Genomic DNA, 17,334 nt, shown 5'->3' on the forward strand with positions numbered 1-17,334 from the left:
CTCAGCCTGCCTGGGTCTTGTCCTGGCCGACGATGCCCAGCAGGCTCTGGTCGTACGTCTGCGTGGCGGCGTCCGGAGTGGCGGCTCCCGTCGCCACCGACTCGACGGCGACCTGGATCGCACCGGAGATCTGGCTGTAGTCCGGCGTCGCGGGGCGGAAGTGCGTCACCGGGACGAGCGACGAGAAGAACTTGAAGGACGGGTTGTAGGCGAGGTACTTGGGGTCGCTCGCGACATCCTTGCGCACCGCGATCTGGCTGTTCTCCGTGTCGTACTTCAGCGCGTTCTCGCGGTTGAGCGCCACACCGATGAAGTCGACGGCGGCCTGCTTGTCGGGCGCGTGGGCGCCGACCGACAGCAGCCAGCCTCCTGACATGGACGTCGAGCCCGGCTGCTGGCCGTTCTGCGTCGGCATGGGCGCGTAGCCGATCGACTGCTCCCACTCGGGCCAGGCGTTGTCACCCTTGATCCACTGCCCGGGCATCCACGAACCGTCGAGCGCGATCGCGAGCTTGCCCTTCGGCAGCAGCTCGGTGGAGACCCGGCTGCCGACCGTGGCATCGAGGGCGAGGTCGAGGTTCGGCCCGAGCTTCTCGCCGTACACGGTCTTGTAGAAGCCGAGGGAGTCCTTGAACCCCTTGGAGCCCGTGACCCACTTCTTCGAGCTGGTGTCGAAGAGGGTGCTGTCGGTGCCGTAGAGCAGCATCTCGAAGCCCTGCATCGAGGTGCCCTCGCCGTTGGACTTGCCGGCGTAGATGTTGAGGGGGGTGACGCCAGGGAGCTTGGTCTTGATCGTCCGGGCAGCGGTGAGCACGTCGTCCCACGTCTTCGGCTGCCACTGCGTCGGGAGCCCGGCCTGGGCGAAGAGCTTCTTGTTGTAGTAGAGGGCCCGGGTGTCGGTTCCCATGGAGACGCCGTACGTCTTGCCGTCGTCCCCGAGTCCGGCCTGCTTCGCGGTGTCGTCGAACTGCGACCAGTCGGCCCACTTGGCCAGCTGCTCGTCGATGGGGGAGAGGTAGCCTGCCGCTGCGTCGGAGCGCACCTGGAAGCTGTCCTCGTAGATGACGTCGGGAGCGGTGGACGCCGAACGGTTCATCAGGGAGAGCTTGGTGAAGTACTGGTCCTGCTCGGCCTCGATCGGCACGAGGTTGACCTTCTTGCCCTGGTGGGCTGCCTCATACTCCGTCTTGGCCTTCTTGAGGACGGCGTCGAGCTGCGTGAACTGCGACGTGCGCTGGTAGGCGACGGTGAGGGTGTTGGCGTCGCCACCACCCTGTCCGGGGGCGCCTGAGCTGGAGGATCCGCAGCCCGCGAGGACGACGGAGATGCTGAGGGCGGCGGCGCTCAGCGCGACGGCACCGTGTCTGCGGTTCATGAGTGATGGCCCCTTTGCTCCGGTCGAGTCGTCTTTGACTCGCGTTGCGGCCTTTTATACATCAAATGGAGTTATTGGTGTCAAGGGTCTGATCGCACCTCGGGAGGGCTCCCGCCGACGGCCCACGTTCTCGGGAAGCCGGGACGAATCGAGAGCCCGCCTGGGCCTAGCGGGTCACGAGCAGGGTCGTCGAGCGAGGGCTGAAGGCCTCGTCGAGCACGAGGCAGGCCGCTCCCACGGCGGCGACATCGGCACCCACGCTCGTGCCCCGCACCGTGACGGAATGGATCGTGGAGGCCGCAGCCGACGAGCGGAGCAGGTCGGGCAGGATGCGGAGGAAGACGGGAGCCAGTCCGTCCCAGAGCGGGCCCCCGAACACGACCTCGTCCAGGTCCAGCAGGTCGACCACGTCGGCGGCCGCCTTTGCGAACCGTTCGGCCATGGCCTCGAGCAACTGGATGGCGTCCGCGTCCCCGCCCCTCGCCAGCTGACAGAGCCTGCCGAAGGCATCGCCGATGACATCCCGGTGGTCGACGTCCACAGCTCTGCCTTCGTCCTCGGTCATTCGGTCAGGTGGGTCGAGCGGGCCGATGCCGCGACGGCGTGCCGTCTCGACGAGGACGCGTGGAGAACACGCCTCACCGATGCAGCCACGCTGACCACACGCGCAGAGAGGGCCGTCGGGACCGGTGAGGAGGTGGCCCATCTCTCCGGCGTTGCCGGACGGGCCACGGTAGACCTCGCCACCCAGGACCAGACCCGCACCCACTCCGGTCCCGATGTAGAAGAAGACAGCACTGCCCCGCTCTCCGATCGCGCCGGTCCAGAGCTCGGCGACCGCGGCGGCCACGACGTCCTTGTCGAGGAGGACGCACAGGTTCGTCGCTGCGCTCAGGGCGTCGCGGATGGCGACCCGGTCCCAGCCTGGCAAGTTGGGGGGACGGACCAGGGTGCCGGTCGAGGCGTCCACCGGTCCCGGTGCGGCCACCCCGAGGCCGACGACTCGATCGGGTTCGACTCCGGAAGCCGTGATGAGGGCGGACACCTCCTGGGCGACCTCGGTCAGCACCTGGTCGGGGCCCAGGCCCGGACGGAGCGGCCGCACCGAGCGGGCCACGGGACGGCCGACGAGGTCGAGGACGACGAAGGTCATCAGAGCCGGGTCCAGGTGGACCCCGACGGCGAACCGGCTACGGGGGGCGAGGCGAAGCAGCGTTCGGGGCTTGCCGGGGCCGGCCACGCGTTTTCCCGCCTCCACGACGAGCCCGGTCGAGAGCAGACGGCGGCAGATGTTGGAGACCGCCTGCGGCGACAGGCCCGTCAGAGTCGCGATCTCCACCCGGCTCAGTCCTTCGACGCGGTGCCGGATGGCCTCCAGGACGACCACCTGGTTGTAGTCGCCGACGCGTGGCAGGTTGGAACCGCGCCGGGCAGTCGCCGTCTGCGAGGCGGGCGTCGCGGTCCCGGAGCGGTTCACGGGCTCATGGTGACACGCGCCGTGAGCGGAGCCGCGAAGGCCGCGCGATCCCGGTCCGAGAGTGGGCGCTGTCGGAGGTGCGACGTACGGTTGAGCCATGCGTCCCACGACCGACCTCCAGCGCACGGTGGCACCCTTCGAGGTGATCTCCGAGTACACCCCGAGCGGTGACCAGCCGACGGCGATCGCCGAGCTCGCGCGGCGCGTCAAGGCCGGCGACACCGACACGGTCCTGCTCGGTGCCACCGGCACCGGCAAGTCGGCGACGACGGCCTGGCTCATCGAGCAGGTCCAGCGGCCGACCCTCGTCATGGCGCCCAACAAGACGCTCGCCGCGCAGCTGGCCAACGAGTTCCGGGAGCTGTTGCCCAACAACGCCGTCGAGTACTTCGTCAGCTACTACGACTACTACCAGCCCGAGGCCTACATCCCGCAGACCGACACCTACATCGAGAAGGACAGCTCGGTCAACGACGAGGTCGAGCGGCTGCGGCACTCCGCCACCAACTCGCTGCTCACCCGGCGCGACGTCATCGTCGTCGCGTCGGTGTCGTGCATCTACGGTCTCGGCACCCCTCAGGAGTACGTCGACCGGATGGCCCGGCTCAAGGTCGGTCAGGAGGTCGTGCGCGACGACCTGCTGCGGCGTTTCGTGGAGATGCAGTACACCCGCAACGACCTCGCCTTCACCCGCGGGACGTTCCGCGTCCGGGGCGACACGGTCGAGATCATCCCGGTCTACGAGGAGCTCGCGATCCGGATCGAGTTCTTCGGTGACGAGATCGAGCGCATCTACACCCTGCACCCGGTGACGGGAGAGGTCGTCAACGAGGAGCAGGAGATGTACGTCTTCCCGGCCTCGCACTACGTCGCCGGACCGGAGCGCATGGAGCGGGCCATCCGCGGCATCGAGCTCGAGCTGCAGGACCAGCTGGCGCTCTTCGAGAAGCAGGGCAAGCTCCTCGAGGCCCAACGCCTGCGCATGCGCACGACCTACGACCTCGAGATGATGCGTCAGGTCGGCTTCTGCAACGGCATCGAGAACTACAGCCGCCACATCGACGGCCGCACCTCCGGGTCCGCCCCCAACTGCCTCATCGACTACTTCCCCGAGGACTTCCTGCTCGTCCTGGACGAGTCGCACCAGACAGTGCCCCAGATCGGTGCGATGTACGAAGGCGACATGTCCCGCAAGCGGATGCTCGTCGAGCACGGGTTCCGCCTGCCGAGCGCCATGGACAACCGCCCGCTCAAGTGGGAGGAGTTCCTCGAGCGCATCGGCCAGACCGTCTACCTCTCGGCGACGCCGGGGGAGTACGAGCTGGCCAAGTCCGGCCCGCCGGTCGAGCAGATCATCCGCCCCACGGGCCTCATCGACCCCGAGGTCGTGCTCAAGCCGACCAAGGGCCAGATCGACGACCTCATGCACGAGATCCAGGAGCGCACGAAGCGCAACGAGCGCGTCCTCGTCACGACCCTGACGAAGAAGATGGCCGAGGACCTCACCGACTACCTCCTCGACAAGGGGATCCGGGTCCGCTACCTCCACAGCGACATCGACACCCTGCGCCGCGTCGAGCTGCTGCGTGAGCTGCGCACCGGGGTCTTCGACGTCCTTGTCGGCATCAACCTCCTCCGCGAGGGGCTCGACCTGCCCGAGGTCTCGCTCGTGTCGATCCTCGACGCCGACAAGGAGGGGTTCCTCCGCTCCGCCCGGTCGCTCATCCAGACCATCGGGCGCGCGGCCCGCAACGTGTCGGGCCAGGTCCACATGTACGCCGACAAGATGACGCCGTCGATGGAGCAGGCGCTCGACGAGACCAACCGGCGCCGTGAGAAGCAGATCGCCTACAACACCGAGCACGGCATCGACCCGACGCCGCTGCGCAAGAAGATCGCCGACATCACCGACCTGCTCGAGCGGGAGGACGCCGACACCCAGGAGCTGTTGGGCTCAGGGCGCATGCAGTCCCGTGGCAAGAGCGGCTCGGGGCGCGGCGCGATGGCGGCCGACGTCGGGGTGTCCGCGGGCGGCTCGACCAACCGTCCGGCGGACATGGCCGCGGCGGACCTCGCCGGGCTCATCCAGGAGCTGACGGCGCAGATGCACCAGGCGGCGGCGGAGCTGCACTTCGAGCTGGCCGCCAGACTGCGCGACGAGATCGGCGAGCTGAAGAAGGAGCTGCGGCAGATGAGTGCCGCGACGCGGTGAGGAGCGGACGATGACGAGGGGGGTGTCCCAGGGAGAGGTGGCCGCCCGGCTGCGGGCCGCAGCCCTCGCTCTTCCCGGGGCCTGGGAGGACTCGCCCTGGGACGGTGACACGGTCGCCAAGGTGGGCGACAAGATCTTCGTCTTCCTCGGCGCGGAGTCGATCGGGGTCAAGAGTGCCCGCAGTCGCACCGAGGCCGACGAGTGGCTGCACCGTTACCCGGGCGACGCGACCGTCATGGCCTACATCGGCCGACACGGCTGGAACACCCTGCGCACCACCGGGGCCATCGACGAGGACGAGCTGCTCGAGGCGATCGAGAACTCCTACGACATCGTCGTCTCCGGGCTTCCACGGCGTTCTCGCCCGGGCACCGCTCACGGGCAGCACTGACACGGGGAGCACTGACCTGGACCGCCGCCGCGCCCGAGGGGCGGTCCTGATTTGAGGCACGACCGCGGGAGTGAAAGACTCAGGCGTTCACGGAGGGGAGTATCCCCGACACGACGGGCTCGTCATCACGGAGTGGGTCTCACCGCCTCTCCCGGTCCCGTCGGTCCGACTCCAGGTCGGGCGGGAGAGACCTCCGGTTACTGATCTGGTGACCGGAAGGTTGTGCCCAATGAACATTCCCGTTTGGGGTTGGTTCCTCACGATCGGCCTGATGGCCGTGTTCCTGCTCATCGACATCTTCGTCATCGCGAGGCGTCCGCACGTCCCGTCGATGGCCGAGGCAGGTCGACACCTCGCCTTCTACGTCGGGGCGGCCGTGCTGTTCGGCCTCTTCGTGTGGTTCGAGTGGGGCGGCCAGTACGCCGGCGAGTTCTATGCCGGCTGGCTGACGGAGTACTCCCTGTCGGTCGACAACCTCTTCGTCTTCCTGCTCATCATGGCCAGCTTCAAGGTGCCGCAGAAGCTGCAGCAGTCGGCGCTCATGGTCGGCATCGTCATCGCGATCATCCTGCGCGGCATCTTCATCGCGCTGGGAGCCGTCGTCATCAACGCGTACTCCTGGGTCTTCTACATCTTCGGCGCGTTCCTCGTCTACACCGCCGTCAAGCTCGCCACCGGCGGCGAGAGCGACGACGACGAGTACCACGAGAACCGCTTGATCCTCTGGATCGAGAAGCGCTTCCCGGCCACCAAGGAGTGGAACAGCACGCGACTCACGGTGATCGAGAACGGCAAGCGCCTCATCACCCCGATGCTCGTCGTCATCCTCGCGCTCGGCACGACCGATCTGCTCTTCGCGCTCGACTCCATCCCCGCGATCTACGGGCTGACGAAGGAACCGTTCCTCGTCCTGACGGCCAACATCTTCGCCCTCATGGGTCTGCGGCAGCTCTACTTCCTCATCGGCGGCCTGCTCAAGAAGCTCGTCTACCTCAGCATCGGTCTGGCCGTGCTGCTCGCCTTCATCGGCGTCAAGCTCGTCATGCACGCCCTCCACGAGAACAACCTGCCGTTCATCAACGGCGGCCGGCCCATCGAGGGCGTGCCGGACATCCCGATCCTCGTGTCGCTGGGAGCCATCGTGCTCATCCTCGGCGTCACCACCGTCGCCAGYCTCTGGAAGTCAGCTCGCGACGCCCGACTCGAACCGGCGGACGCCGCCCGCTGAGGGTTGCGTCCGAGCGCCGGGCCGCCCTCGACGCGGCAGCGACGCACGACGCTCCGTGAGGCTGCGCCGCGGGAGCTGAGTCTCGGGCTCCGGACCTACGAGCCGGCCACCGGCAACCGGAGGGTGGCGCGCCGTCGGCGCAGGCTGGCGATGACGGCGCGCTGGTGCCGCAGCAGTAGACGCCGCTCGGGATTGGTGACGAGTCGTCCACCCATCGGGACGAACGTGGGCAGGTGACGCAAGCGGTCCTCGGTGGACTTGAGGGCGCCGATGAGCTCGCGGATGCTCATGTCGGACATGTTCGCAGTCGATTCTTCGGCGGGAGCGAGCAGGTTCTGCAGGTTGGACATGTGAACTCCAAAGCCGTGCTGGGCACGGCCGGTGTCGTCAGCTGGGAGGGGAAGCGCGGCCCACACGTCGCGCCCCGATCGGGTGGCGCTCGAGGTGTGGGTCGTGACTGCGAAGATACGTTCTCTCCACTGCGGGCGGCAGGGACCTAGGTCCCGAACCGGACGAACGACTTTCGCCTCCAACGTGGACCGTCAGCCCAGGTCGGGCGACGGTGCGGTGCCTCCGCGGACCCGGTGGGCGACGACCCAGCCGATGAGGGCGGGCACGGCCATGACGGCGAAGACCACGGCATACGCACCAGGAACGGCGGAGCCGGCGCCGGCGAAGACGATGGCCGATACGGCGATGGCGGTGGCAGCACCCGAGGAGTCGCCGATCTGCAGGGCCGAGCTGACGAAGCCCTGCTCGCCCGCCCCGGACCGGGCGAGGGCCTGGGCCGTGACCCGCGGGTAGAGCGTGCCGATCCCGAGGCCGACCGCGGGAAACAGGGCGATGACGACCCAGGTGGGGGCGCCGAGAGCCACGGCTGCGGCGAGCCCCAGGAGGGAGAGCGTGATGGCACCCAGCGACACCGCAGCCGTGCGGCCGATCTCGAAGTGGCGGTCCCAGCGGCCCTGCACCCAGGAGCCGACGAACCACGTCACGCCGGTGATCGTCAGCGCGACGCCGGCGAGGCTCGGGCTCAGACCGTCGCGCTCCGTGAGCAGCCGCGGGAGGTAGACCTCCGCGCCGCTGAAGGCGGCGAAGGCGAGCGCGCGCAGGGCGATGTCGGTCGGCAGCCCACGGGCCGCCCGCAGGGTCCCGCGCGGCGTCAGCGGCAGGAGGGTGAGTGCCACGACGACGAGCGCGAGCACCCCGGACGTGATGCCGAGGGGGTCAAGGCGGCCGGCGGCCCCGTTGAGGGCGAGCACGGCGACGGCAAGGGCGACCGACGCGGCGATCGAGCGCGTGCGCCACGGCACCTCGACCACCTCCTGCCGCAGCCCGGCGAGAATGCGCCCGAGGAGCACCGCGGCGACCACGAGGACGACGAGGGCCAGGCCGAAGACCCAGCGCCAGCCGATCGTCTGGGTGATGAGCCCGGCCACGAAGGGGCCGGCTATTGACGGAACGACCCAGGCCGCCGAGAAGCCGGCGAGGATCGCCGTGTGCAGGCGCTGCGGGTAGACGCGGGTCACGAGGACGTAGAGGGCGGTGCTCGTCATCCCGGCTCCCAGACCCTGCACGACCCGTGCGGCGACGAGGACCCCCATCGACGGCGCGAGCCCGGCGACGACGAGACCGGCGGCGAAGAGGGCCAGGCCGAGGAGCAGGGGCAAACGGGGACCTCGACGGTCGGCGAGGTTGCCGGACCAGACGATGCTGACGAGGCCGGACGCGAGCGTCGCCGTGAAGGCCATGGCGTAGAGGGAGGCGCCGTCGAGCTCACGGGCGATGGTCGGCATCACCGTCGTCAGGGCCAAGGCCTCGAACGCGTGCAGGGAGACGAGGGCGAGCACCCCGACGGTCGTGGCCCGCAGCGCGGCGGACATGATGCCGCCACCGTCGTCGGGGACGGTCGAGGCCGCGTCAGGGTGCATCGTGCCCGAGGCCATGCGGCGAGGCTAGGACTTCGAGCCGACGTGAGGTCAACCCCGTCATCACCCGGGGCCCAGGGCTGCGTCGGGTGACTCGGCACGCGACTGTGCCCCGAGCACGACCGCACTGGCAAGCACGACGAGCACCATGCCGGCCACCTGACTGCGGTCAAGGACCTGGTGGAGCACGATGAGACCGGCGAGCGCCGCCACGACGGGCTCGAGGCTGAGCAGGATGCCGAACACGTGCTGGGCGAGGTGGCGCAGGGCGACGAGCTCGAGCGAGTAGGGCAGCACCGACGACAGGACGGCGATGCCGAGGCCCAGGGCGACGTCGGCCGGCGTCCACCGGTCTACCGAGGTCAGGCCCAGGGGAGCGACAGCGACCGTCGACACGATCAGTGCGAGCGCCAGACCGTCGAGGCCTCCGAACGCCTTCCCGGTGCGTTGGCTGAGGACGATGTAGGCGGCCCACATGACTCCGGCGAGCGCGGCGAAGCCGACACCGACGAGGTCGAGCCGGTTCCACGACGTGTGCAGCACCCCGGACACGAGCACGACGCCGACCGCGGCCGCGGCGACGGCGATGACGTCCCGGGGACGTCTGCTCAGGGCGGCGGCGAGCCCGAGGGGTCCGAGGAACTCGATCGTCACGGCGACACCGATCGGCAGGTGCGCCAGCGAGGCGTAGAACGAGGTGTTCATCGCGGCGAGCGCCAGTCCGAAGAGCACAACCGTGCCCCAGTCGGACCGGCTGCGTCCACGCCACGACGGCCGGGCGACGGCATACAGGATGACCATGGCGAAGAGCAGCCGCAGGAGCACCGAGCCGGTGGCTCCGATCCGCGGGACGAGCGTGGCGGCGAAGGCACCGCCGAACTGGACGGAGACGACTCCGGCGAGGACGAGCAGGGGGGCGCTGCGGCGATCGACGCTCACGGCATCGGCAGGCGCCCGGCGGCCACGAGGGTGGCCACGCGGTCCGCCGGGAGGTCCTCCTCGACGAGGACGCCGCCGGTCTCGGACGCGTGGACCATGCGACCGGGGCGCACGACGATGCCGACGTGGTGGATCCGCCGGCCGGGTCGGGCGAAGAAGTAGAGGTCGCCCGGCCGGACCGCGTCGAGCTCCACCGCTGCCGCGAAGTCGGCCTGCGCGTACGCGTCGCGAGCCACGACCACGCCCATCCGTCGCCACGTGTGCAGGACGAGGCCGGAGCAGTCGAAGCCGAAGGGGGAGACGCCGGACCAGAGGTAGGGCAGCCCGATGTGCCGGCGGGCCTCGGCCACGGCCGGGTGGGCGGCGTCCTCCCCGTCGGGCACCGCGTCGTCGAGCTCGGCCGTCGGGGCGGTTACCGGGGTGGACCCGGCGACCGGGGTGAGATGGGCGCTCGGCACCCAGCCCGGGTAGCCGCGGTCGTCCTTGGGGGAGAGCTGCCACGGGGCGACCACCCGGGACCACGAGCCGGAGGTGTCGGTGACGCAGACGGGCTCACCCTCGAGCAGCTGCGTCTCGACCCGGCCGTGCAGACCGAGACGGCCGTCGCCCGACTCGTCGTCGGCGGTCCTGGCGTCCAGGGCGGCCAGCCACCCTTCGACGTCCGGGTCGTCGGCCACGACAGGCGCGTCGACGAGGCGCGGACTCTCGGGGCTGGACCAGACCGTCGTCACCGGGACGCGGACGACATGGGTGGACGTGACGGGGCTGACGGCGACGGGCGAGCTCACGCCCGCCATCCTCGCACCACGGGACGACGGCGCTCGGGCGGCCCGGACGGTGGGACCCACCTCCCGCCACAGGGACGTGTCGGTTCTCGAACGAAATGCGTGCCGACCTCGACGATCCACTGGTCCGCAGTCCTCCGGAGCCGTACCGTCAGAGGTATGGCAGAGCGAATCACCCTCGAGGGATTCGATCCCCCGAAGAACCGACGACACAGCCCCGACGGCGACCTCGTCGACGTGCAGGGCTGGCTCCACGCGCCGGTGGACTGGACCGGTGGCCCCCGCCTGGAGCACGCCTGGCGGGAGCGACACGGCCGGTCCCGCCTGGGTGTCGGCCTCTCGGTCGCGAACAACCCGAGGCGGCACCTCCTCCTGACCAACGTCCCGGCGGACCTCGACTTCGTCCGGTCCGAGCTCGAGTCGCTCATCGCCGCGCTCGACCCGGACACCACGTCGGACCTCGAGGACGCTCAGTAGCCGGCGCCGCCCCTCGACGAGGCGCACCCACCCTGCCGTGCGCACCTCGCGGGCGTGAACCCCGTCGTCCCGCCCCCGACCCGTGGGTCGCGCTCGTACGCTGAGCGAGTGGCCAGACCGGCGATCATCACCGTGGACGACGACGCGCCGGTCTCGGCCGCGATCGCGAGGGACCTGCGGGCCCGCTACGGCGCCGAGCACCGCATCCTGCGCGCCTCCTCCGGGGCCGAGGCCCTCGACCTGGTGGCCCGTCTCGTCCTTCGCGGCCAGCCCCTCGCGCTCGTCGCCTCCGACCAGCGGATGCCGGGGATGACGGGCATCGAGCTGCTGGCCCGGGTGCGGGTCGATGTCCCGGACGCCAAGCTCCTGCTGCTGACGGCGTATGCCGACACGGACGTCGCGATCTCCGCGATCAACGACATCGGGCTCGACCACTACCTCCTCAAGCCGTGGGACCCGCCCGAGGACCGGCTCTACCCCGTCGTCGACGACCTGCTCTCCGACTGGCACAACGCGCACCCCGAGCACACGAACGACGTCCGTGTCGTGGGCCACCGGTGGTCCGAGGCGAGCCACCTCGTGAAGACGTTCCTCGCGAACAACCACGTGCCGTACGTCTGGCTCGACGTCGAGCGGGACGAGGAGGGTGCCCGCCTGCGCGACCTCGCGGGCGCCGGGCCCGAGGACCTGCCGCTCGTCCTCGTCCCCGACGGCGACACCCTCCGCTCCCCGACACCGGTCGCCGTCGCGACGGCCCTGGGCCTGCGCACGCGCGCCGAGCGCGCCCTCTACGACCTCTGCATCGTCGGTGGCGGTCCGGCCGGCCTCGCTGCCGCGGTCTACGCCGCGTCCGAGGGCCTGAGCACCGTCGTCGTCGAGCACGACGCCCCCGGCGGGCAGGCAGGTCAGAGTGCGGCCATCGAGAACTACCTCGGCTTCCCTCGCGGGCTGTCCGGCGCCGACCTCGCCCAGCGGGCCATCGCCCAGGCCCGTCGGTTCGGCGCCGAGATGGTGCTGGCCCGGGACGTCGTCGCCCTCGAGGCCCGGGGCCCCGTGCGCGCCGTCCGCCTCGAGGGCGCCGACGACATCGAGGCCCGCAGCGTCGTGCTCGCGACCGGTGTCTCCTACCGTCGGCTCGACGCCCCAGGTATCGACACACTGGCCGGGCGCGGCGTCCACTACGGCTCGAACGCCGGCCAGGCGGCGGCCTGCGCGGGGGACGAGGTCTATGTCGTGGGCGCGGCCAACTCCGCCGGTCAGGCGGTCCTCAACCTGGCCCGCTACGCCAGCCGCGTCACGCTCGTCGTGCGCGGTGAGGCGCTCGAGGCGGGCATGTCGCAGTACCTCGTCCAGCGGATCCGGGCCGACGAGCGCATCCGCGTCCTGTGCCGCACCGAGGTCGTCGGGGCGGCCGGTGACGGCCACCTCGAGCGGCTGACCCTCTCGGACCGGCACACCGGCGCCACGACGGAGGTCGACGCCGCCTGGCTCTTCGTCTACATCGGCGCCTCGCCACGGACCGACTGGCTCGGTGCCGACGTCGTGCGCGACGACCACGGCTTCGTGGTGACCGGGCACGACCTCGTCACCGGTCGGCAGGCACACCGGTGGGCGCTCGCGCGTCCGCCGTTCGCCCTGGAGACGAGCCTGCCCGGCGTCTTCGCCGCGGGCGACGTGCGCTCGGACTCGATGAAGCGGGTCGCCTCGGCCGTCGGTGAGGGCTCGATGTCGGTCTACTTCGTCCACCGCTACCTCGCCACCATCTGACCAGCCGACCGACGGGACCCCCGCGATGCTCGAGCTCTCCGACCTGCGGACGGTGCCGCTCTTCGACGGGCTGCGCGACGACCAGCTCGAGGAGCTGCTCGCCGGTGGCGCGGAGGTTCCCATCGTCCCCGGCGAGGTGGTCTGGACCGAGGGCGACCGCGCCGACTACTGGTGGGTCGTCGTCGACGGGACGCTCGACCTGTCGCGCCACATCGGCCGTGAGGACGTCGTCGTCGGCCGGATGGACGTACCGGGTCGCTGGGCGGGCGGCTTCCGGGCCTGGGACGAGCACGGCGTCTACCTCGCGACGGCGCGGGGCGTCGTGGCGGGCCGGCTGCTGCGCGTCCCGGCCGAGCGCCTCCACGAGCTGGCCAACCTGTGGTTCCCCTTCGCCGCGCACCTCGTCGCCGGCCTCTACGGCACGGCGAGGTCGATCGAGGCGACGGCCCGCCAGCGCAGCGGACTCGTCACGCTCGGGACTCTCGCAGCCGGGCTGGCCCATGAGATCAACAACCCTGCGGCAGCGGCCGCACGCTCGGCCGCCGAGCTTGAGCGCGCCTGCGACGGCCTGCTCGACGCGTTGCGCCAGATGGCGACGAGCGGCGTGACCGCGACGCAGTTCGGCGAGCTCGACGCCTTGCGTCGCGAGCTCGCGCCCTTGACGGCGCTGCCGGACCCCCTCGAGACCGCCGACCGGGAGGAGGAGCTGGGGGAGTGGCTCGACGGCTCCGGGGTCGCGCGCCCGTGGGAGCTCGCGGCCTCCCTCGTCTCGGCCGGCGCCGACGTCGACTGGGTCGAGCGGGCGGCCGCGGTGTCCCCGGGCGACGGGCTCGAGGCGTCGTTGGGCTGGGTCGCGCGCACCATCGACGTCTCATCGCTGCTGGCGGAGGTGCGCGAGTCGACCCGTCGGGTCTCCGAGCTGGTCGCCGGGATCAAGTCCTACTCCCAGATGGACCGGGCCTCGCACCAGCGGGTCGACGTCCGGGAGGGACTCGAAAGCACCCTACTCGTCATGGGCCCGCGGCTGCGGCCCGGGATCACGGTCGTGCGTGACTGGGGCGCCGACGTGCCGCTCGTCGACGGCATGCCCGGCGAGCTCAACCAGGTGTGGACCAACCTCGTCGACAACGCCGTCGACGCGATGGACGGTGCCGGCACCCTCACCGTCACGACGCGCCGGGACGGGGACGCCGTCGTCGTCGAGGTCGGTGACACCGGAGCGGGCATGCCCCCCGAGGTGCAGCAGCGCGCGTTCGAGCCCTTCTACACGACCAAGGAGGTCGGGCGGGGGACCGGCCTCGGCCTCGACATCGCCCACCGCATCGTCGTCGAGCGCCACGGCGGCTCGGTCGAGATCGAGTCCCGACCGGGCGACACACGCCTGCGGGTCCGGCTGCCCGTCGAGGGCCCCCACGCACCGTCGCCCTGACGACGTGGTGGACGCGACGGCATACGCCTTCACCGGGGCCTCGCGGGCGTATGCCGTCCGCTCGGCTCAGCGGGTCACCAGCCGCGGGCGCGCCACTCGTCGAGGTGCGGTCGCTCGGCGCCGAGCGTCGAGTCGTCGCCGTGCCCGGGGTAGAACCACGTGTCGTCGTCGTAGACGTCGAAGACACGGGTCGTGACGTCGTCGATGAGCGAGTCGAAGCTCTGGCCCGGGTTCTTCGTGTTACCGACGCCACCGGGGAAGAGGCTGTCACCGGTGAAGAGATGGGTGTGACCGGCCGGGTCGTCGGGGTCGGCGTAGGCCAGGGCGATCGAGCCCGGCGTGTGGCCGCGGAGATGGACGACGTCGAGGGTGATGTCGCCGAAGGACACCGTGTCGCCGTGCTCGACACGCACGTCGACCGGGACGGGGAGCGCGTCGGCGTCGTCGGCCCCGGCGACCGTGCGGGCACCGGTTGCCGCCACGACCTCGGCGAGCGCGCCGACGTGGTCGTGGTGCTGGTGGGTCGTGACGACGGTGGCGAGTCCCTCCCCGCCCGAGGCGACGAGCTCGAGCAGCCGGTCCGGCTCGGCGGCCGCGTCCACGAGCAGCTGCTCACCGGTCGCCCGACAGGTGAGCAGGTAGGCGTTGTTGCCGAAGCCGCCCACCTCGCACTTGCGGATGGTCAGGGCGGGCAGCCGGCGCACCCCGGCCGGCCCGGTGGCGGTGACGTGCCCGGTGTAGGAGTCGTCCTGGTCGGTCACGGTCAGCCTCCGAAGGGAAGGGTCGGGACGGGCCCGTCGAAGCGGACGCCGTCGGTGCGTCCGCGGGCGAGCCACAGCAGCACCTGCGCAGCTGAGCCCGTCACCCGCGTCGCCCCTCCACCCACGACGTGGTCGTCGCCCTCGTCCATGACGATGTGGAGCGAGGGCGGCGCGTCGGCGTGGGCGAGGCGGTTGGCCGCGTCGCGTACGAAGAGCGCCACGACCTCTGCGGGGGCGCTCGCGAAGGTGTAGCCCGCGTCGAGGTCGACGTGGTGGAAGACGAGCTCGCGCAGCCGCATGAACGGCACGACCCCAACCGCGACGGGAAATCCGCCGGGAGTCCGCTCGACCCGCACCTCGGAGTGCTCGGGTCGCAGTGCCTCGAGCCGCTCGGCGAGGCGCGCCGCGGTGGTCCGGAGGTCGGAGGCCTGGTCGTCGGCCGCGCGGCGGGCCCCGCGCTCGATGTCGGCGTCTCGCGACGCGACGTCGTCGTACATCGTGCCGGGGCTGCCCGTCAGGGCCACGTCGCACACGCGGACGAGGGCGTCCGCGTTGCGGGCAAGGTGCGACAGGACGTGGCCACGGGACCATCCCTCGCACAGGGACGGCGCGAGGACGGCGTCGTTGCGGAACGACGCCGCCGTCGAGACCAGGCGGTCCGTCTCGGCGGCGACCAGCTCGGGTGTCACGTCAGCGTGCCGCATGCGTTGCCTCTCTCGTCTCCACTTTGGCCGCCTTCGCCAGCGCCAGCGCGGCGCCGACCAGCGTCAGGTGCGAGAACGCCTGGGGGAAGTTGCCCACCATGCGCTCCCCGATGGGGTCGTACTCCTCGGACAGCAGGCCGACGTCGTTGGTCAGGCCCACGAGGCGGTCCATCAGCTCGGTGGCCTGCGTCGTCATACCCGCCCGCGCGTAGGCCGTCACGAGCCAGAAGGAGCACGCCAGGAAGGGGTGCTCGTCGCCGGAGAGGCCGTCGACGCCGGTGTCGGTGCGGTAGCGCAGGACCAGCCCACCGCGCATCAGGTCGGCCTCGACGGCAGCGATGGTGCCGAGCATCCGCGGGTCGTCGCCGTCGACGATGCCGATGGACGACAGCATCAGCAGCGACGCGTCGACCTCGGTGGTGTCGTAGTGCTGGACGAAGGTGTTCCGTTCGGCGTCGAACCCCTTCGTCAGGACCTCGTCGCGCACCCGGTCGCGCAGCTCCCGCCACCGCTCGACGGGCCCGTGGAGACCGTGCTCCTCGACAGCACGGACGACACGGTCGAAGGCGGCCCACACCATGGCGCGGGAGTGGGTGAAGTGCCGCAGCGGGCCGCGGATCTCCCACAGTCCGTTGTCGGCCTCCTCCCAGTGCTCGGCGAGGTGGTTGACGAGGGCGCACTGCAGGTTCCACGAGTCGTCGGTCTCCTCGAGCCCGCGCGACCGCGCATGCCCGAGTGCGATGAGGACCTCGCCGAGCACATCGGTCTGTCGCTGGTCGACGGCGGCGTTGCCGATGCGCACCGGACGCGACGCGGCATACCCCGGCAGGTGCCCGAGCACCCGCTCGGGGAGGTCACGTCCGCCGTCGACGCGATACATGATCTGCATGTCCTGCGGGTCCCCGGCGATGGCTCGCAGCAGCCAGTTGCGCCACAGCGCGGTCTCCTCGAGGTAGCCGCAGCCGAGCAGCGCCTCGAGCGTCAGCGCGGCGTCGCGCAGCCAGCAGAAGCGGTAGTCCCAGTTGCGCTCGCCACCGAACTCCTCGGGGAGGGAGGTGGTCGGCGCCGCGACGATGCCGCCGGTCTTCTGGTGGGTCAGACCGCGGAGGACGAGGAGCGAGCGCGTCACGGCCTTGGCATAGGGACCCACGTAGTCGCTGTGGGCGGCATACACCTCGCTCCGCGCGATCGTCTCGCGGATGCGGGCCCGGACCCGCAGCGGTGGGGGGATGGGGTCGTAGCTGCGGAACCACGTCGTCGAGAAGGTGAAGGTCTGGCCGGCCGTGACGTCGAACTCGTCGACGTGATGGCCCTTCTGGGCGTGGGGGAGCCGGGCGCCGCGCAGCACGAGCATGTCGGGGCCCGCGATGGCCGTGATCACCTCGTCGACGCGGTCTCGACGGTCGTCGGTGTGCCGGGCCACCCAGGGTCGCGTGCGGCCGTAGTCGAACCGCACCGTCCACTCGTGGAGCACCCGGACGGTGCCCTCCAGGCCCTCGACGCGGCGCAGCAGGTCGGAGCGGCCGTCACCGAGGGGCATGAGGTCCGTCACGCGGATCCGTCCCGTGGCCGTCTCGTGGGTCGTCTCCAGCACGAACGAGTTGCCGACGTAGCTGCGTGTCGTCACCGCGTCGGGGTCGGCCGGGGTGATGAGCCACCGCCCGTTGTCGGGGGTGCCGAGCAGCGCCGCGAAGCAGGCCCGGGAGTCGAAGCGGGGCAGGCACAGCCAGTCGACCGAGCCGCGACGGCTGACGAGGGCGGCGGTGCCGAGGTCGCCGAGCACGGCGTAGTCCTCGATCGGCGTCGGCACGTGCTGACTCATGGGATCGAGTATGCCGTCCCGCCGGGGCGAGCGCGGGAG

15 protein-coding genes are annotated in these 17,334 nt (G+C 70.9%); 6 read left to right on the forward strand and 9 right to left on the reverse strand.

All coding sequences use genetic code 11. The annotated features are described in order from the left end of the window. Window position 1: 1 nt before the first annotated feature. Window positions 2-1,375, reverse strand: coding sequence for an extracellular solute-binding protein (locus AB4030_RS04825; RefSeq protein ID WP_442278057.1), 1,374 nt, complete (start codon window positions 1,373-1,375; stop codon window positions 2-4). 166 nt (window positions 1,376-1,541) lie between these two features. Further along, the gene (locus tag AB4030_RS04830; protein WP_442278058.1) at window positions 1,542-2,852 is read right to left on the reverse strand and encodes an ROK family transcriptional regulator; all 1,311 of its coding nucleotides are present in this window, start codon (window positions 2,850-2,852) and stop codon (window positions 1,542-1,544) included. Between the two features lie 97 nt (window positions 2,853-2,949). On the opposite strand from AB4030_RS04830, the gene uvrB reads away from it, so the two are divergent. The 3 genes from uvrB to AB4030_RS04845 all read left to right on the forward strand — a co-directional run bounded on the left by uvrB (window position 2,950) and on the right by AB4030_RS04845 (window position 6,683). After that, window positions 2,950-5,064, forward strand: a complete 2,115-nt coding sequence (gene uvrB, locus AB4030_RS04835; protein ID WP_442278059.1) for an excinuclease ABC subunit UvrB — start codon at window positions 2,950-2,952, stop codon at window positions 5,062-5,064. 10 nt (window positions 5,065-5,074) lie between these two features. Next, window positions 5,075-5,455, forward strand: a complete 381-nt coding sequence (locus AB4030_RS04840; RefSeq protein ID WP_442278060.1) for an MmcQ/YjbR family DNA-binding protein — start codon at window positions 5,075-5,077, stop codon at window positions 5,453-5,455. Between the two features lie 229 nt (window positions 5,456-5,684). Further along, window positions 5,685-6,683, forward strand: a complete 999-nt coding sequence (locus AB4030_RS04845; RefSeq protein WP_442278061.1) for a TerC family protein — start codon at window positions 5,685-5,687, stop codon at window positions 6,681-6,683. 95 nt (window positions 6,684-6,778) lie between these two features. Here AB4030_RS04845 and AB4030_RS04850 read toward each other — a convergent pair whose 3' ends face one another. The 4 genes from AB4030_RS04850 to AB4030_RS04865 all read right to left on the reverse strand — a co-directional run bounded on the left by AB4030_RS04850 (window position 6,779) and on the right by AB4030_RS04865 (window position 10,338). Then, on the reverse strand, window positions 6,779-7,033 hold the full coding sequence (locus tag AB4030_RS04850) for a hypothetical protein (RefSeq protein WP_442278062.1): 255 nt from the start codon (window positions 7,031-7,033) through the stop codon (window positions 6,779-6,781). Window positions 7,034-7,225: 192 nt separating this feature from the next. Beyond that, complete coding sequence (locus AB4030_RS04855) at window positions 7,226-8,629, reverse strand: MFS transporter (RefSeq protein WP_442278063.1); 1,404 nt, start codon at window positions 8,627-8,629, stop codon at window positions 7,226-7,228. 45 nt (window positions 8,630-8,674) lie between these two features. Beyond that, window positions 8,675-9,550 carry an EamA family transporter gene (locus AB4030_RS04860; protein ID WP_442278064.1) on the reverse strand — a complete coding sequence of 292 codons (876 nt, stop codon included), beginning with the start codon at window positions 9,548-9,550 and terminating at the stop codon, window positions 8,675-8,677. Beyond that, window positions 9,547-10,338, reverse strand: a complete 792-nt coding sequence (locus AB4030_RS04865) for a C40 family peptidase (RefSeq protein ID WP_442278065.1) — start codon at window positions 10,336-10,338, stop codon at window positions 9,547-9,549. Before AB4030_RS04865 ends, AB4030_RS04860 begins: the two co-directional genes overlap by 4 nt. 156 nt (window positions 10,339-10,494) lie before the next feature. Between AB4030_RS04865 and AB4030_RS04870 the strand changes: the two genes are divergently transcribed. The 3 genes from AB4030_RS04870 to AB4030_RS04880 all read left to right on the forward strand — a co-directional run bounded on the left by AB4030_RS04870 (window position 10,495) and on the right by AB4030_RS04880 (window position 14,008). After that, window positions 10,495-10,812, forward strand: coding sequence for a hypothetical protein (locus AB4030_RS04870; protein ID WP_442278066.1), 318 nt, complete (start codon window positions 10,495-10,497; stop codon window positions 10,810-10,812). 108 nt (window positions 10,813-10,920) lie between these two features. Further along, window positions 10,921-12,579: an FAD-dependent oxidoreductase gene (locus AB4030_RS04875; protein ID WP_442278067.1), complete on the forward strand. Its 1,659-nt coding sequence runs from the start codon at window positions 10,921-10,923 to the stop codon at window positions 12,577-12,579. A 25-nt stretch (window positions 12,580-12,604) separates the two neighbouring features. Next, the gene (locus tag AB4030_RS04880; protein WP_442278068.1) at window positions 12,605-14,008 is read left to right on the forward strand and encodes a sensor histidine kinase; all 1,404 of its coding nucleotides are present in this window, start codon (window positions 12,605-12,607) and stop codon (window positions 14,006-14,008) included. Window positions 14,009-14,082: 74 nt separating this feature from the next. Here the strand turns inward: AB4030_RS04880 and AB4030_RS04885 are convergent, their stop codons facing one another. Genes AB4030_RS04885 through AB4030_RS04895 form a run of 3 tightly spaced genes read right to left on the reverse strand, consistent with a single transcriptional unit; the run spans window position 14,083 to window position 17,295 of the window. Further along, window positions 14,083-14,775, reverse strand: a complete 693-nt coding sequence (locus AB4030_RS04885; RefSeq protein ID WP_442278160.1) for an MBL fold metallo-hydrolase — start codon at window positions 14,773-14,775, stop codon at window positions 14,083-14,085. Next, complete coding sequence (locus tag AB4030_RS04890) at window positions 14,772-15,473, reverse strand: maleylpyruvate isomerase family mycothiol-dependent enzyme (protein ID WP_442278069.1); 702 nt, start codon at window positions 15,471-15,473, stop codon at window positions 14,772-14,774. The genes AB4030_RS04885 and AB4030_RS04890 overlap by 4 nt, the downstream gene beginning before the upstream one ends. Then, on the reverse strand, window positions 15,460-17,295 hold the full coding sequence (locus tag AB4030_RS04895; RefSeq protein WP_442278070.1) for a glycoside hydrolase family 15 protein: 1,836 nt from the start codon (window positions 17,293-17,295) through the stop codon (window positions 15,460-15,462). Before AB4030_RS04895 ends, AB4030_RS04890 begins: the two co-directional genes overlap by 14 nt. Window positions 17,296-17,334: the final 39 nt, after the last annotated feature.

This window comes from Terrabacter sp. 2YAF2, from assembly GCF_052114705.1.
Classification (GTDB): domain Bacteria; phylum Actinomycetota; class Actinomycetes; order Actinomycetales; family Dermatophilaceae; genus Terrabacter.

Excerpts from the sequence above, each read along its gene's own strand:
- AB4030_RS04825 (WP_442278057.1), bottom strand. The coding sequence starts at position 1,375 with ATGAACCGCAGACACGGTGCCGTCGCGCTGAGCGCCGCCGCCCTCAGC.
- uvrB (WP_442278059.1), top strand. The coding sequence starts at position 2,950 with ATGCGTCCCACGACCGACCTCCAGCGCACGGTGGCACCCTTCGAGGTG.
- AB4030_RS04840 (WP_442278060.1), top strand. The coding sequence starts at position 5,075 with ATGACGAGGGGGGTGTCCCAGGGAGAGGTGGCCGCCCGGCTGCGGGCC.
- AB4030_RS04850 (WP_442278062.1), bottom strand. The coding sequence starts at position 7,033 with ATGTCCAACCTGCAGAACCTGCTCGCTCCCGCCGAAGAATCGACTGCG.
- AB4030_RS04855 (WP_442278063.1), bottom strand. The coding sequence starts at position 8,629 with ATGGCCTCGGGCACGATGCACCCTGACGCGGCCTCGACCGTCCCCGAC.
- AB4030_RS04870 (WP_442278066.1), top strand. The coding sequence starts at position 10,495 with ATGGCAGAGCGAATCACCCTCGAGGGATTCGATCCCCCGAAGAACCGA.
- AB4030_RS04880 (WP_442278068.1), top strand. The coding sequence starts at position 12,605 with ATGCTCGAGCTCTCCGACCTGCGGACGGTGCCGCTCTTCGACGGGCTG.
- AB4030_RS04890 (WP_442278069.1), bottom strand. The coding sequence starts at position 15,473 with ATGCGGCACGCTGACGTGACACCCGAGCTGGTCGCCGCCGAGACGGAC.
- AB4030_RS04895 (WP_442278070.1), bottom strand. The coding sequence starts at position 17,295 with ATGAGTCAGCACGTGCCGACGCCGATCGAGGACTACGCCGTGCTCGGC.